Genomic DNA, 15947 nt, shown 5'->3' on the forward strand with positions numbered 1-15947 from the left:
CTTAGGTCTTAGGCAGGGTAACGCCCCGCTGACCTTGATACTTACCACCGCGATCTTTATAAGAAGTGCCACACACTTCATCACTCTCAAAGAAGAGTACTTGTGCACAACCTTCGCCAGCATAAATCTTGGCGGGCAATGGCGTAGTATTCGAAAACTCTAAAGTGACATAACCTTCCCACTCTGGCTCGAATGGAGTCACGTTCACAATAATGCCGCAACGTGCATATGTACTCTTACCAACGCACACGGTTAATACGCTACGTGGAATCTTGAAGTACTCAACCGTTCTTGCTAGTGCAAATGAATTCGGTGGAATGATGCATACATCACCCTTGAAATCAACGAAGGATTGCTCATCGAAATTCTTCGGATCAACAATGGTGCTATTGATGTTAGTAAAGATTTTGAATTCGTCTGCGCAACGAATGTCATAGCCATAGCTTGAAGTGCCATAACTCACGATTTTGTTACCGGCGGCGTCTTGGCGAACTTGCCCAGGTTCAAATGGGCTGATCATGCCTTGCTCGCCCATGCGGCGGATCCAGTGGTCAGATTTAATAGTCATGGGCGAATTGTAAAACCTTCGCCCTTACCTGCCCATGAATTTATTGGGGTTTTTGGCTAAAAACGACCCTCTCCGGCGCGTTATAGATCTCAAAGTGTTTACCAGAGCAGCGGGACAGGATGGTGAGATTGGTTTTGCGAGCCAGCTCTAGCCCCATCAAGGTGACACCCGAGCGAGTCAACAGGAAGGGAATACCCATCTGGGCACCCTTGATGACCATCTCCGAGGTCAGGCGCCCCGTTGTAAAGAAAATGAGGTCTCTGCCAGGCTTATTGGCCAACCACATCAAGCCAGAAATTGAGTCAACCGCGTTATGACGGCCAACATCCTCAATGAAATGCAGAAGACGTACGCCCTCATTGTCATCTCTCTCAAAAACGGCGCAGGCATGGACCGAGCCAGATTTCTTGTAAATCGTGTCATGGATCCGGATGGAGTCAATTAGAGCAACTATTGCCTCTTGGGACAATGTCGGACCTTCAGGAAGTTGAATCTCATCCATCTCCTCGATCAAGCCACCAAACATGGTGCCCTGCCCACAACCCGTTGTCACAACCCGCTTGCTCGTCAGGGCGTCAATATCCACCGTACTCCGGCGGGTTTTAACGGCAGCAGAATCTGTCTCCCAGTCAACCTGAATACTCTCGATATCGTCTGGAGACTCCACAAGCCGCTGATTGCGCAAATAACCCAAGACCAAGGCTTCCGGAGCGCTTCCTAAGGTCATAAGCGTTACAACCTCACGCTTATCCAGGTAGATGGTTAAAGGACGCTCACCAGGAATATGGGTCTTTTTAAGGCGCCCCATTTCATCCATAACCTCAACCTCGTGCACTACGGGCACGGAGGCATGGGACATCTGAATGGTTGGTTTTGCTGCCATAAAATACTCTCTAAGGTCGGGCTGAGCTGAAGTTTATCGGGGTTTATGAAGCTTCACGGTGCTTTACTTTAACCGCAGACTAAAATCACTGCATAAGCCAGCATAATTGAGTGCTGCACACCATTTAACTCTTTAACCTTCTTATTTAAGTACGCATTACATGAGCAGTTCCCAACGCCGCCTTCTTGTTACCTCCGCCCTACCGTATGCCAATGGTCAGATCCATATTGGCCATCTGGTGGAGTATGTACAAACCGATATTTGGGTACGCTTTCAAAGAATGCGTGGTCATGAAGTTCATTACGTTGGCGCTGACGACACCCACGGCACCCCCATCATGTTGCGCGCTGAAAAAGAAGGTCTTACACCAAAAGAATTGATCGCAAATGTTTGGAAAGAGCATAAGCGTGACTTTGACAACTTCCTCATTTCGTTTGATAACTACTACACCACCGATAGCCCGGAGAATGAAAAACTCGCGCAGAGCATTTACATAAAGCTGCGTGATGCAGGGTTAATTGAGAAGCGAGCTATTGAGCAAGCTTACGATCCCGTCAAGGAAATGTTTCTGCCCGATCGCTTCATCAAAGGTGAATGCCCGAAATGTGGCGCCAAAGATCAATATGGCGATAACTGCGAGAAGTGTGGTGCAACATACTCACCTACCGACCTTAAGAATCCGTTCTCAGTTGTTAGTGGTGCAACACCGATTAAAAAGATTTCCGATCACTATTTCTTTAAGTTATCCGATCCGCGTTGTGAAGAGTTCTTGCGCGACTGGACTCAAGTAAAAACACCTCTGCAGCCAGAGGCTCGCAACAAGATGAAAGAATGGGTAGGGCAGCCCGGAGAGAGCAAGCTGGGTGACTGGGATATCTCCCGCGACGCCCCGTATTTCGGGTTTGAGATCCCAGATGCGCCTGGTAAGTATTTCTACGTTTGGCTAGATGCACCTATTGGCTACTATGCTAGCTTCCTCAATTATTGCCAGACTAAAGGCATGAATTTTGATGAATGGGTTAAGCCAGACACAACAACTGAGCAATACCATTTTATCGGTAAAGATATTCTGTACTTCCACACGTTGTTTTGGCCTGCTACTTTGCAATTTGCTGGTTACCGTACACCAACCAATGTATTTGCGCATGGCTTCTTAACAGTTGATGGTGAGAAGATGAGCAAGTCACGCGGCACACTGATCTCTGCAAACAGTGTGATTGAGTGCGGCTTTAATCCTGAATGGTTCCGTTATTACTTCGCAACTAAGCTGAATGACAGCATGGAAGATTTAGATTTAAATCTTCAAGATTTTGTTGCACGGGTTAACAGCGACTTATTGGGCAAGTACATCAACATTGCAAGTCGCAGTGCTGGCTTCTTGGTGAAGCGTTTTGGCGGGATTGTTTCTGATGAAGCAATGAACAATCCACTACTAAAAGAAATTGCGTCATCAAGCGAAAAAATTGCCGACCTCTATGAGGGCCGTGAATATGCGAAAGCACTACGCACCGTAATGGAGCTTGCGGACAAGGTAAATGGCTTTGTCGATGAGAACAAGCCATGGGAAATTGCTAAAGATCCAGTACGTGAAGCAGATTTGCAGCGCGTTTGCAGCATTACCTTGGAAGCATTCCGAATGCTCAGCCTGTATCTCAAGCCGGTCATTCCCCAAGTTGCTGCTGGAGTTGAGGAATTTCTCTCTTTGCCACCCCTCTCCTGGGCGGACATTAACACCCCCCTTTCCAGCAAGAACCCCATCAAGGCATACAAGCACCTAATGACCCGAGTTGAAGCCCCTCAAATTGAGGCTTTGCTGGCGGCAAACTTATAAAAAGCCCCTAAAAAAACACCTATAATGGTGGTTGTAGTCCCTAGATAACTTTTGTATTAATTTCATAAGTTATTGAATTTATTGAGTATTTTAGGAAATGTCATGGCACGATATCAATCTGAATTCACCCAGTTCTTAAATGAACTCAAGACCGAGCATCCAAACCTCGAGGCTGAACAGCAAGCTGGTCGCGCCCTCCTATGGGACAAAGAGCCATTGAGTGTTGAAGATCAGCGTCGCGCCAAAGCTGCAAAACTCAAGCAACGCGCTTACGTTTATTCGAATGACTGAGCCCAGTACTCAGCCAATATCCGATTTACTAGATAGCACTCCATCAGTTACAGATGGCATGTCGGAAGCGTTCGCCAAACTGTATGGCGAACCGCTTTTTAAGCTTCCCACTGATCTCTATATTCCACCTGATGCACTAGAAGTTTTTCTAGAGGCATTTGAAGGTCCACTAGATTTATTGCTGTATCTGATTCGCAAACAGAACTTCAACGTTCTGGATATTCCAATGGCGCAGGTTACTCAACAGTATCTGAGCTATATCGATCAAATTCGCCATCACAATCTTGAGCTAGCTGCTGAGTATTTACTCATGGCCGCTATGTTGATTGAAATTAAATCTCGCATGCTACTGCCAATGAAGAAAGCAGACAGCGAAGAGGAAGTGGAAGATCCACGTGCAGAGTTGGTTCGCCGCCTGCTCGAGTACGAGCGCATGAAACTTGCAGCACAAGAGCTTGATCAGATTCCACAACAAGGTCGCGACTTCCAAGTAGCTCATGGCTATGTCGACACCACTATTGCAATTGCATGGCCCGATGTCAATGTAGAAGACTTACAAGCAGCTTGGCGTGATGTTTTACACCGCGCCAAGCTCACGCAGCATCACACCATTACCCGTGAAGAATTGTCAGTACGCGATTTCATGACACGCATCTTGCGCCGCTTACAAGGCACTAAATTTGTAGAGTTCGGCGAGCTATTTGAAGACGCAATTAAGTCAGGCAAAGGCATTCCGGTGGTGATCGTGAACTTCATCGCAATGCTTGAGCTCTCACGTGAAGCTTTGGTTGAAATCACTCAAGCTGAGCCATATGCGCCAATTTATGTGCGTCTTGCCTATACCCCTGTTGCATGAAAATCATTAGCGACATTCAGGAATTGCGTGATCACCTGCGCGGCCAAAACCGCGCTTCATTTGTACCAACCATGGGCAACCTCCATGAGGGTCACCTCTCTCTAATGCGCTTAGCGAGACAGCATGGGGATCCTGTAGTCGCCAGCATCTTTGTGAACCGTTTGCAATTTGGCCCTAATGAAGATTTTGATAGCTACCCGCGCACCATGCAAGCCGATATCGATAAGCTAGAAAAAGAAGGTGTATATATCTTATTTGCGCCTACTGAGCGAGATCTTTATCCACAACCACAAGAGTACCGAGTTGATCCGCCACAGCAATTAGGCGACATCCTTGAGGGTGAGTTCCGCCCAGGCTTCTTTAAAGGGGTTTGTACAGTCGTATTGAAGCTATTCTCTTGCGTTCAGCCCAAGGTTGCCGTGTTTGGTAAAAAAGATTACCAACAGTTGATGATTATTCGTCAGATGGCTAAGCAGTTTGCTTTGCCGGTTGACATTATTCCTGGCGAAACTATTCGTGCAGAAGATGGTCTCGCCCTCTCTTCCCGTAATGGCTACCTTTCTGTTGAGGAGCGAGCCGAAGCACCTGAATTGCAAAAGGCGTTGAAAGAAGTTCGTGAACGTGTTCTGCAGTTGAAGGATCTCAACAGCCAATCAATTTCTGAAATTGAGAAGGCGGCTGTTGCATCTTTAGCAAAACGTGGTTGGCAACCAGATTACATCGCTATTCGTCAGCAAAGTGATTTAGCCCCTGCTTCTAATGAGCAATTGCAGGCTGGTGAGCCGCTCGTTATTCTGACAGCGGCCAAGCTTGGCAAGACTCGCCTGATTGATAACCTAGAGATTTAGTCTCTAGGCGTACTTGTTACAGGGCGAAGAACTGCCCTACTTGTAGATTTAACTCTTTAGCTAACTCAGCACCAGTGACTTTTCCTGCGGCGCCTTTAGCCTTCAGGACTTCAATCTGTCCGCCGTGGCAGGTAATGAAGAAGGAATCTAGCGTGATCTGAGTTACTTCTCCAGGCTTGCCTTTGACGGCACCAAATGTTGCAGCTACGTGCTTGTGGCAATCGTAGATCTGAACCTTTTGCTCACCAAACTTCGTCCATGCACCAGGCGCAGGATTGCAAGCGCGAATGAGGTTATAAGTTTGACTGATGTGTGTAGCCCAATGAATCTGCGCAGCGTTCGCATCAAACCAACCTTCATAGTTAGCTTGTGATTCATCTTGAACGATTTCTTGATGCTTTCCTGCCGCTACTAAGTCAGCAGCTTCGAGCAATGCTTTAACGCCGATCGGGAAAAGATGATCAAAGTAGATTTTTCCTAAAGTATCGTTAGGACCAATAGCGACTTCATTTTGCAAAATCACTTCGCCTTCATCGAGGCCATCGGATGGACGGAAAATCGTTAAACCCGTTTTTTCCTCCCCCAATGCGATTGCCCAGTTAATAGCGCTTGGGCCGCGATACTTTGGCAGTAAAGATGGGTGATATTGAATGGTGCCGTGCTTAGGGATCTTGCATAGCTCTTGCGGCACAAACTGAATGACATAAGCCATTACACAGATATCGGCATTGCTATCAATCATGGCTTGAGCAGCCTCTGGACCCTTCAGTGATGGGAACTGCAAGGGGGTTAGACCCCTTGCTAGCGCAGCCTCTTTTAAGACTTCCGGTTTGCTTGATTTTGGATTGTCTGGTGGACAGAAAACGGCAACGATTTCGTCACCGCGATCTAAAAAAGCATCTAAAGCCGCTTTACCAAAATCCGCACTTCCAATCAAAGCAACCCGCATCTTAGATCACCTTGTCGTGACGGAGAGAAATCAAATCGTCAGTGGTGTAACCTAACTCATGAAGAATCTCATCAGTGTGTTCACCAAGCAATGGAGAACGTGTCACCTCTGTTGGGCTATCAGACATCTTGATTGGATTACCAACAGTGAGGTACTTGCCACGAATTGGGTGATCCACTTCAACCACGGTGCCAGTGGCACGCAATGCAGGTTCTTCGGCGATTTCTTTCATGGACAAAATTGGGCCGCATGGAATGTCATATTGATTCAGTACATCCATCACCTCAAACTTCGTCATGGTCATGGTCCACTTTTCAATCTCGCCGAAAATTTCCATGAGGTGTGGCAAGCGCGCCATTGGTGATGCAAAACGTACATCGGTAATCCAATCTTCACGACCGATTACTTTGCAAATCGCCTCCCAAACTGGAGCCTGAACAATCACATACATATAGGCATTAGGATCGGTTTCCCAGCCTTTACACTTAACAATCCAGCCAGGCTGGCCACCGCCAGAGGCATTGCCGGCGCGGGGCACGGAGTCGCCAAACTCACCATTTGGGAACTGCGGGTACTCTTGCATCAAGCCAACACGCTCTAAACGTTGTTGATCGCGCAACTTCACACGACACAAGTTCAATACAGCGTCCTGCATTGCTGCCAACACTTTCTGACCACGACCGGAGTGAGTACGTTGATAAAGCGCAGTCACAATACCTAATGCCAAATGTAAGCCAGTACCACTGTCACCGATTTGTGCACCAGTCACCATTGGAGGGCCATCATCAAAACCAGTAGTTGATGCAGACCCACCCGCGCATTGCGCTACGTTCTCGTACACCTTGCAGTCTTCGTATGGGCCAGGACCAAAACCTTTTACAGAGGCCATGATCATCATCGGGTTGAGCTCTTGAATGCGTTCCCAAGAAAAGCCCATGCGATCAAGTGCGCCTGGAGCAAAGTTCTCCACTAAAACGTCACACTCTTTAATGAGGCGCTCAAGAATTTCTTTACCCTTTTGGGTTTTGGTATTCACGGTAATAGAACGCTTGTTATGGTTCAACATCGTGAAATACAAACTGTCGGCATCAGGGATATCACGCAACTGACCGCGTGTTGCATCACCTTCGCCGGATTTTTCCACTTTGATTACGTCCGCACCAAACCAAGCCAGTAACTGAGTACAGGTTGGGCCTGATTGAACGTGCGTAAAGTCGAGGATTTTGACCCCTTCTAGTGCTTTTGCCATGGTTTAAGTCCTAATAAGAATGAAAATTTTGAATTAAGGCAATTTTACCAGCGGGAAATAGGAAAAATTGAGGTGTGCCCAATATTTGGGCACAGTGACCATCTAAGCCTTTATAGGCGTCGCTATACGACTATATGTGGTGAAGCCTAGGGATTTTCAAGATCCAAAAGGCGCTTTTTCATGGCTCGCTCTTCTGCAAAGCGGGCTGTTTCGTCCCGAATGATGGCAACCACCCCATTAGCCTTGCCAGAGGCATCAAAAAGCATTCCCACAGTAAAGGCAATTGATATGGTGCCCCCATCTTTGTGCTTAGCAGGAACCTTCAATAGTGACGCTCCATAACGCGTTGTTCCCGTCTCCATGGAGTGGTTGTAACCCTCATTATGTTTTTGACGTTGACGTTCAGGAACAATGAGGTCAAGCGTATGGCCGAGAGCCTCTTGCTCCGAATATCCAAAGATACGAGTGGCAGCAGGATTCCAAAGCACGATCTTTTCATGGGCATCAGCCACGATGATGGCATCACCTACGCACTCCACTAATTGGTGTAAATCAATACTTGTCTTCATAAGACCAGTCTATAGAATAAAAAAGGCGCCCACAAGGAGCGCCCTAAAGATAACTACAAGAAACTGCCGTTAAGCAGATTCCTATTTTTTATTAAACCGCTTTTGCTGCGTGCAACTTAGCAATTTCATCTTTGCCATAGCCTAGGTCAGCCAACACTTCATCAGTGTGCTCACCCAATACTGGAGATGGCTTCACTTCGATTTCCAAATCAGAGAACTTGATTGGGCTACCGATTGTCAAATATTTACCACGTACTTTGTGGTCAACTTCAACGATAGAACCGCTCTTACGCAAGTCTGGTGATGCAGCCAATTCTTTCATTGAGAGAACTGGAGCACATGGAATATCGAACTTGCGGAGGATGTCTACAGCCTCATACTTAGTCTTGTCTTTGAGCCAATCTTCGATGGTTGCGAAGATGTCAAAAATCTTGTCTTGACGAGCCTCAGCAGTCATGTACGCTGGATCAGTTGCCCACTCTGGTTTGCCCAAAGCCTTAGTAATTGGCTCCCAAGCGTGACCTTGAATAGTGAAGTAGATGTATGCGTTTGGATCTGTTTCCCAACCCTTACACTTCAACACCCAACCTGGCTGACCGCCACCACCAGCGTTACCGCCACGTGGAACTACGTCAGAGAATGTACCGTGCGGATACTGTGGATACTCTTCCAAGTAACCAACTTTGTCCAAACGTTGTTGATCGCGCAACTTCACGCGGCACAAGTTCAACACAGCGTCTTGCATTGAGCAAGATACTTTTTGACCGCGGCCAGTTTTCTCACGTTGCATCAACGCTGTCAAAATACCGATTGCCAAGTGCATACCAGTGTTTGAGTCGCCCAAAGCAGCAGCAGAAACTGTAGGGGGACCATCCCAGAAACCAGTTGTGGAAGCAGCACCACCAGCACACTGAGCAACGTTCTCATATACCTTTAAGTCTTCGTATGAGTGACCATCGCTAAAGCCTTTTACAGAAGCCATGATCATTTTTGGGTTCAATTCTTGAATACGCTTCCAAGAGAATCCCATGCGATCCAATGCGCCTGGACCAAAGTTCTCAACCATTACGTCAGAAGTTTTGATCATCTTCTCTAAAACTTCTTTTCCTTCTTGAGTCTTAGTATCCAAAGTCAAAGAACGCTTGTTACCGTTCAGCATAGTGAAGTACAACGCGTCAGCACCTGGGATGTCACGCAATTGGCTACGTGTAACGTCGCCAGCACCTGGGCGCTCTACTTTAATAACGTCAGCGCCATACCAAGCCAACAACTGAGTACATGCAGGACCTGCTTGTACGTGTGTGAAGTCAATAATGCGAATACCGTCTAATGGTTTAGTCATGTTTGTTTCTCCTTAAGTCTTTCTTGTTTGCTTCTAAATTTATCTTGGTTTACTTCTTAGCAGCTGCTGTGGATGGGTTTAAGTTCGTTAAACGTCCACTCTCAGTACCTGCAGTTTCATCAATAACAGCATTGATGAGGGCTGGTTTACCGGCAGCAATCGCTTCTGTTAACGCTGCTTCTAATTCTGCTGGAGTAGTTACGTAGTAACCAACACCACCAAAGGCTTCAATCATCTTGTCGTAACGCGCATCTTTAACGAACACAGTCGGCGCAACATCAGCACCACCTGTTGGGTTCACATCAGTACCGCGGTATACACCATTGTTGTTAAACACAACAGTCGTGATTGGTAAGTTGTAGCGGCAAACCGTTTCCAATTCCATACCACTAAAACCAAATGCGCTATCACCCTCAACTGCAACTGTTGGCAGACCGCTAATAACAGCGGCACCAATGGAGTAACCCATACCAATACCCATAATGCCCCATGTACCAGAGTCAAAGCGCTTGCGTGGCTTATACATATCAACGATTGCACGGCAATAGTCGAGTGTGTTTGCGCCTTCGTTTACCAAGTTCACGTCTGGGTTCTTCTTGATCACATCACGAATCACACGCAATGCGCCATGGAAGTTCATTGGGTTAGCTTCTTTGGCTAATGTTTCAGCCATCTTCGCCATGTTCTTATCTTTTTTCTCATTGATTGCTGCAATCCACTCAGCGCTTGGCTTCGGAACAGCGGAAATACCTTTCAATAGCTCACCTACACATGAACCAATATCACCAATCAATGGAGCAGCAATTTGTACGTTGCTATCAACTTCGTTTGCCTGAATATCGATTTGGATAAATTTCTTAGGCTCTTTGCCCCAAGTCTTACCCTTGCCGTGTGCCAACAACCAGTTCAAACGAGCGCCAACTAACAACACTGCATCAGCCTCAGCCAATACAAATGAGCGCGCTGCAGAAGCAGATTGTGGGTGATTGTCTGGCAACAAACCTTTAGCCATAGACATTGGTAGGTATGGGATACCTGATTTCTCAACCAAATCACGAATTTCTTTATCCGCTTGAGCATAAGCAGCGCCTTTGCCCAAGAGAATCAATGGACGCTTGGCGCCCTTCAACACATCTAACGCACGAGCAACTGCATCAGCTGCCGGAATTTGACGTGGAACTGGATCGATTACTTTGAAGATCGATTTCTTGGCTTCTTCAACAGGCATAGTTTGTGCAAGCAATTGAGCTGGCAAATCTAGGTACACGCCGCCTGGACGACCAGAAACTGCAGCGCGAATTGCACGTGCAAAACCGATGCCGATATCTTCAATGTGATTAATACGATAAGCTGCTTTGCAATATGGCTTAGCCGCGTTGAGCTGATCCATCTCTTCGTAGTCACCTTGTTGCAAGTCAACAATTTCACGCTCGCTAGAACCAGAGATCAAAATCATTGGAAAGCAGTTCACAGTTGCATTAGCGAGAGCTGTCAAACCATTCAAGAAACCAGGAGCAGAAACAGTCATACAAATGCCTGGCTTTTGTGTCATGTAACCAGCAATCGCTGCAGCATTACCAGCATGCTGTTCGTGACGGAAGCCGATAAAACGCAAACCTTCAGCCTGCGCCAAACGACATAAGTCGGTAATTGGAATACCAACCAGACCGAAAATCGTATCAAGGTCGTTTGCCTTTAAGGCATCAATGACGAGATGGAAGCCATCCGTTAACTGTGTGTTTTGATTATCTGTTGTCATAGAAATTTTTTAAGAATCGCAAATCACCCGCAAAGAGCAAACGCAATCTAGCTTTCGCTAATGTCTCCAATTTAGTTATTAATCGCACTGCGGGATTTTTGACCCCGCTTAGGCTGAAATGAATATTAGGCTTGGGGAGGGGGTTCATCATTGACTTCGGTCAATTTCCCTCTAAATCCTGTAATTACGGGGGTGGCTAGCTATACAAAAAGCTCTTTATGCTTTGTTTTAAGGCGGCTCAAGGTCTCTGGAGAGAGATTGAGGTAGGCCGCCAGCTCCTTCTTGGGGAGGAGCTCAAATAAATCCTCGTATTTACGCAAGAAACGCTCCACCCTGCCCGGGGCATCGAGCATGTGCAAAGTAATCGTGTGGGCCATGATTTCACTCATCAGGCGCATGACTTCAAACTCAAAACTCTCTTTAAGGATCTTGTGCTGATCCAGGAACTCCGCCCACTTCTTCAGAGGCATCCGAGCCACGCGGGCCTTGGTCACAGAGGCAATGCTGTAGGGGGCAGCCGTCTTCAGGCGCCATGCAGCATAGCTAGTCTCAATATCTTTTTCGATGGCAAAACGCAGAATCATCTCTTTTGCATCCGCACTAGAAACAATCCGCTTCAGAATGCCATCCAAAACAAAGTACTGCTCCATCTGGTGGTCACCTTGATGAAGCAATATTTCAGACTTTTTGAGGTCGGAGATCTCTAAGTGGCGCTCTAAATCGGCCATTGCAGCCGGATCCAAGCTTTTTAGGACCGAGTTTTGGCTCAACTGCAGGCGAATCAGGTTCTTTTCGGGATGCTTATCTAATGCGGTCATTAATGCTTGCTCCTAGACCCTATATTGTAGGCTTTTTTACCTCCTAAAGAGGTCTATTTACCCTGGAATGCCCATAGCATTCACAGCAATGAGGCATGCTCTTGAATTCGCTCAAATTTATTGCAACGCAGCAATTAAGAACAATCTCATACCAACCTCAGGAAGCCCTTGGGAGGACTAAGGTATGCCCCTCACCGTTTTCCAACATCCCATCCAAGCCAGCAGATTGCAATTGAGATACCAGTTTCGAATCATAAGGCGTGCCTATTGGAAGCATGGAGTGATCGCCATTGCCCAACTGCACCTCAGTGGAGAGGGTAATCGCAAGACTTAGGCTCTCTTGGTAATTCCAAAGCTTTTGCAAAAGTTCGTCATAGGGGACATTAAACAGAGGCGTATAAATTTCGTAACCCTGCCAAGCGTTGACGCGCCACTGACGTATATCCTGCAGATGTAAGTCTCCAAAAACCAAGCGTTCAATTGGTAATTCCGCTTGCGTACGCATCATACTCAAAGCAGCCTCGATAGACTCTTGATAATCGGTATTTGGATACAACGGTACTAGGCAGAGAGGCACCTTAAAGAACTCCGCCTGTTTGGCAATATCCTTAATGTGAATATCTTGTATAGAAACTCGATTAGTATGCGCGCCAAAACTAGTGAGCAAGATTACATTCTTGCCCTCGTCCAACAAATGCATCAAAGTTAAAAAGCTGTCCTTGCCGCCTGACCAAAAAAGAATGTTTAAACCACCCTGCTTTGGAGCCCAGTTAATTAGGACAGGGTTTGCCATCGGTGATTCTGGGCTATCAACACCGAGTACATTAAATCGCCCATATGGACAGTGTCTGCATGAATTACCGCAACATCTTCCCTGCTTTAATAATGCATTACTGGTCAATACTTGATATCCAGAAATGGGATCAACATAGGTATCTCGACCTTCTGCGCAAGCCCTACTATGTAAGCTCTCTAAATTTGGCATAAATAGTTTTCCACAAATAAAAGCCACCCAAGGGTGGCAAATTATTCATAGCGTTTTATTTCATCGCGTATCGAATGCCAACAAATACATTGGATCCAGGAGTGACGTAGCCATAACTGAGCTGGTAGTTTTTATTAAACACATTGTTCCAGCGTGCAAATAGACTCCAGTCTTTCTCAAACTCATAACTGCCGTATAAATTAGCAATGCCATAACCATTCATAGAACCAGTATTGCCATAGTCATATCGTTGCGCCTGGAATGTTCCTTCGGCACCTACAGCTACAGCATTCTTTTTGTATTCAACACTAACGTTACCGAATTGCTTAGCCCTTTTGGCAAGCACATAGCCGGTCGATTGATCCACTGGATTTTGTTGATCAAAAGATCCTTTCAAAGTGAAATCCCCTAGTCGACCAACGCCACCAAGCGATGCACCTGAGATTTTGGCGGATGCTACATTACTTGCACAACCCATTGAGAATCCCACTGGGCAGCCAAGGGTTGTGTATTGAATCAAGTTTGTGATGGTGTTGTTATAGACCACAAAATGAATATCGTAAGGGAGTGTTTCATAATGAATACCAGCCTCCGTATTTTGACTTTTTTCTGGCTTAATCGTTGCTACCCCATAGTTCGGATAGTACAAATCATAGAAAGATGGCGCTTTAAATCCAGTGCCGTAGTTTGCATTTACGCGCAACTCTTTAGTGAAGAAGTATCCATAAGATGCTCCGCCAGTGTTTTGCGAACCATACCCAGTGATATTGTCATTACGCAAACTAAAGTTTGCCAAATTTGATCCTCGCTTCAATTGGTATGCCGCTGCAACCGAATTGGTATCTTGACTAAGATTGAGGGTATTGACACCAGTTGCGTACATCGACACCGTTCTACGCTCCCCTAACAATTGCAATAAATCAGACCCTACGTTGATGTCGTTTTGCCAAGTGTAGATATTTTGCTTGGTATTAGAAAGCGGATTGCCTGCTGGATACCATGAGGCAGGTGTTTGGCTTGGGTAAATTGCCTGACCGGAGTCATATGATTGAGCAACTTGAAAATTGCTGTTCCAAATGTCCGTAATTTGATTTTTGGAATACAACGCTAAAGTGCTGACTTCATTAATTTGATTGCCGAGCACCTTCCCCGGTCCATAAACAGGATATTGGTTATTGTTTCTACTTGCGTATACCTGCGCACCAACAGACTGGCCCTTTGCCCACTCCTGACTTACTTGTGCGGCACCGCCTGTTTTGGTGTACCCGACATTATTGGTGGTGTTGTAACTGTTTTTGTAAGGACTGTTGGATGCGATCGTATTAAATCCTGCAGAGTTCTCAGCTGTTGCACTAACAGAGTAACTAATGCTTTTATCGCCCTCAGTTGAACCAAACAAGCTGGCCTGCGAAACGCTGGTGCCATAAGTGCCATACCCAGTAGATGCAGTAACCTTGGTCGGCCCAACACCCTTTTTGGTAAAAATATTAATCACACCACCGATTGCATCGGAGCCATACAAGCTACTTTGCGGCCCAAAAATAATCTCAATGTGATCAATCAAGGGAACGGGAATAGCAGCCCATGAAGCACCGCCATTTAAAGCTGATGTGGTTCTTACCCCGTCTATTAAAACCAAAGTTTGAGCAGAGTTTGCGCCGCGCAAGAATACGCTCTGCACACCACCACCATTATTCGAAACTTCCACGCCTCTTTGGCGTTGTAATAATTCTGTAATGCTCGATTGACCAGCATCAGCAATTTCCTCTGGTCCGATATAGACATAATCCGCCAGAACATCATTTGCGCGTGTAGGAGTTCTTGTCGCGGTCACAATCACCGGGTCAAGTTGATTGTTAATGGTAGCAACAGATACTGAAGAAGAGCCTTGAGCAAAAGCGCTCGGCTGATTTAAACCAAATGCTAAGGAAATTACCAGGAAAGTTGGCAACCCATTATTACGACAATGCGCTGCTGCTTTTTGAAGAAAATTATGTTTCATTTTGTATACCATTCATGCGGATTCCCCAGCCAAATTCCCTGTTGGCTAGAATCTTTGGAAATAGCAAAATGCGTCCGCAAGATATGGCTTCGCATCTCAGCGAATCATCATCGGCAAGCAAAGACCCACGTTGCAAATTCCACCTGTTGAGGCCGGTATCCGGGCTGGAGAATTTAGGAGCTTGGCCTTCCCATGCAATCAAAACACAGTGGCTTATTCAAACTCTTTGCCTATAAAAGGCGTTCTCTTACCGTTGCGGGGACAGCGCACGTTTGGGTAGTGCTTCCCGTTTAACTCCGGCATCAAATCGACGCTAGAGCACCATCAACAGAAATATTATACGGGAGCACCAATTGTGCTTTGATATTTGGGATGGAGAATGTAGACTGCCGCCATCATCTCAAATCAGAACTTAATCTTGCTTGGAGGCGTTGCCTTATGCGCCACAGCAGTAATTACTAAATGTGCTACTAATGCCAAGATGAGATAGCCCATTGTATTGAGCAACGCATGTGGGAGGTAAAGGGCTTGCCTGCTCATAAATTCACCAATAGAGGCAGCTCCTGGAACGTTGATTAAGTAATAACTTCCACTCGAGATAAACTCGCAAACAATAACTCCTGCAACTGCAGCAAAAATAAAGTTCTTAAAGCTGGTCAGATTTAATGCGTAACGCTTAGAGAGCCACTTACCGGCGAACCACAGAGAAAGATAAGCAGGCAACAGGAAGGAGTAAGCAATAGTGAAGCAGGATTGACCGATACCCAACTGCGTGAGAACTAAATAATCAATCAAAAATGCCTGAGCCAAAAACAATGCAATGACAGCAAAGCTTGAAAAATAAAAACCTACAACAAAGAAAATAGCCCATGATGCATCTGGAAGATGAGCGAGGGATGCCAAATGGTGACCTCTTGTAAGCCACATCATTGCCGACAGCGCAAAAATAAAAAAGACATTCTGTCTTTTAGATAAACTCGTCATGAATACTCTCCAG

General features: G+C 46.1%; 15 protein-coding genes and 1 riboswitch. Of the genes, 4 read left to right on the plus strand and 11 right to left on the minus strand.

Features of this window, described 5'->3' with window-relative positions; genetic code table 11:
- Nucleotide 1: 1 nt before the first annotated feature.
- Nucleotides 2–568, minus strand: a complete 567-nt coding sequence (gene dcd / locus ICW03_RS06940) for a dCTP deaminase (protein WP_071464932.1) — start codon at nt 566–568, stop codon at nt 2–4.
- A gap of 40 nt (nt 569–608) precedes the next feature.
- Nucleotides 609–1451: a formate dehydrogenase accessory sulfurtransferase FdhD gene (locus ICW03_RS06945; protein WP_215346796.1), complete on the minus strand. Its 843-nt coding sequence runs from the start codon at nt 1449–1451 to the stop codon at nt 609–611.
- Between the two features lie 160 nt (nt 1452–1611).
- Here ICW03_RS06945 and metG point away from each other — a divergent pair, with 160 nt between their 5' ends.
- The 4 genes from metG (at nt 1612) to panC (ending at nt 5277) form a co-directional block, all read left to right on the plus strand.
- Entirely contained in the window at nt 1612–3282 is a 1671-nt protein-coding gene (metG, locus tag ICW03_RS06950) for a methionine--tRNA ligase (protein ID WP_215346797.1), read from the plus strand.
- 102 nt (nt 3283–3384) lie between these two features.
- Complete coding sequence (locus ICW03_RS06955; RefSeq protein ID WP_215346799.1) at nt 3385–3573, plus strand: DUF3460 family protein; 189 nt, start codon at nt 3385–3387, stop codon at nt 3571–3573.
- Complete coding sequence (locus ICW03_RS06960) at nt 3566–4429, plus strand: ScpA family protein (protein ID WP_215346801.1); 864 nt, start codon at nt 3566–3568, stop codon at nt 4427–4429. The genes ICW03_RS06955 and ICW03_RS06960 overlap by 8 nt, the downstream gene beginning before the upstream one ends.
- A complete protein-coding gene (gene panC / locus ICW03_RS06965; RefSeq protein WP_215346803.1) occupies nt 4426–5277 on the plus strand; it encodes a pantoate--beta-alanine ligase in 852 nt (283 codons plus the stop codon). The genes ICW03_RS06960 and panC overlap by 4 nt, the downstream gene beginning before the upstream one ends.
- A gap of 16 nt (nt 5278–5293) precedes the next feature.
- Here the strand turns inward: panC and ICW03_RS06970 are convergent, their stop codons facing one another.
- The 9 genes from ICW03_RS06970 to ICW03_RS07010 form a co-directional block, all read right to left on the minus strand.
- A complete protein-coding gene (locus ICW03_RS06970) occupies nt 5294–6226 on the minus strand; it encodes a methionyl-tRNA formyltransferase (protein ID WP_215346805.1) in 933 nt (310 codons plus the stop codon).
- A 1-nt stretch (nt 6227) separates the two neighbouring features.
- The gene (frc, locus tag ICW03_RS06975) at nt 6228–7475 is read right to left on the minus strand and encodes a formyl-CoA transferase (protein WP_215346807.1); all 1248 of its coding nucleotides are present in this window, start codon (nt 7473–7475) and stop codon (nt 6228–6230) included.
- Nucleotides 7476–7621: 146 nt separating this feature from the next.
- The gene (locus tag ICW03_RS06980) at nt 7622–8044 is read right to left on the minus strand and encodes a PAS domain S-box protein (protein ID WP_215346809.1); all 423 of its coding nucleotides are present in this window, start codon (nt 8042–8044) and stop codon (nt 7622–7624) included.
- A 91-nt stretch (nt 8045–8135) separates the two neighbouring features.
- Complete coding sequence (gene frc, locus ICW03_RS06985; RefSeq protein WP_215346811.1) at nt 8136–9386, minus strand: formyl-CoA transferase; 1251 nt, start codon at nt 9384–9386, stop codon at nt 8136–8138.
- Between the two features lie 49 nt (nt 9387–9435).
- A complete protein-coding gene (oxc, locus tag ICW03_RS06990; protein WP_215346813.1) occupies nt 9436–11145 on the minus strand; it encodes an oxalyl-CoA decarboxylase in 1710 nt (569 codons plus the stop codon).
- A gap of 200 nt (nt 11146–11345) precedes the next feature.
- The gene (locus tag ICW03_RS06995) at nt 11346–11963 is read right to left on the minus strand and encodes a Crp/Fnr family transcriptional regulator (protein ID WP_215346815.1); all 618 of its coding nucleotides are present in this window, start codon (nt 11961–11963) and stop codon (nt 11346–11348) included.
- Between the two features lie 157 nt (nt 11964–12120).
- Nucleotides 12121–12948: a DUF5522 domain-containing protein gene (locus ICW03_RS07000; protein ID WP_215346817.1), complete on the minus strand. Its 828-nt coding sequence runs from the start codon at nt 12946–12948 to the stop codon at nt 12121–12123.
- Nucleotides 12949–13003: 55 nt separating this feature from the next.
- On the minus strand, nt 13004–14950 hold the full coding sequence (locus ICW03_RS07005; RefSeq protein ID WP_215346819.1) for a TonB-dependent receptor domain-containing protein: 1947 nt from the start codon (nt 14948–14950) through the stop codon (nt 13004–13006).
- Nucleotides 14951–15082: 132 nt separating this feature from the next.
- A riboswitch (cobalamin riboswitch) is annotated at nt 15083–15291 on the minus strand.
- Between the two features lie 64 nt (nt 15292–15355).
- Nucleotides 15356–15934 (minus strand): hypothetical protein, encoded by a 579-nt coding sequence (locus ICW03_RS07010; RefSeq protein ID WP_215346821.1) that lies wholly within the window; start codon nt 15932–15934, stop codon nt 15356–15358.
- Nucleotides 15935–15947 lie beyond the last annotated feature (13 nt).

The sequence above is a fragment of the Polynucleobacter sp. MWH-Aus1W21 genome, assembly GCF_018687275.1.
In the GTDB taxonomy this organism is placed as follows: domain Bacteria; phylum Pseudomonadota; class Gammaproteobacteria; order Burkholderiales; family Burkholderiaceae; genus Polynucleobacter.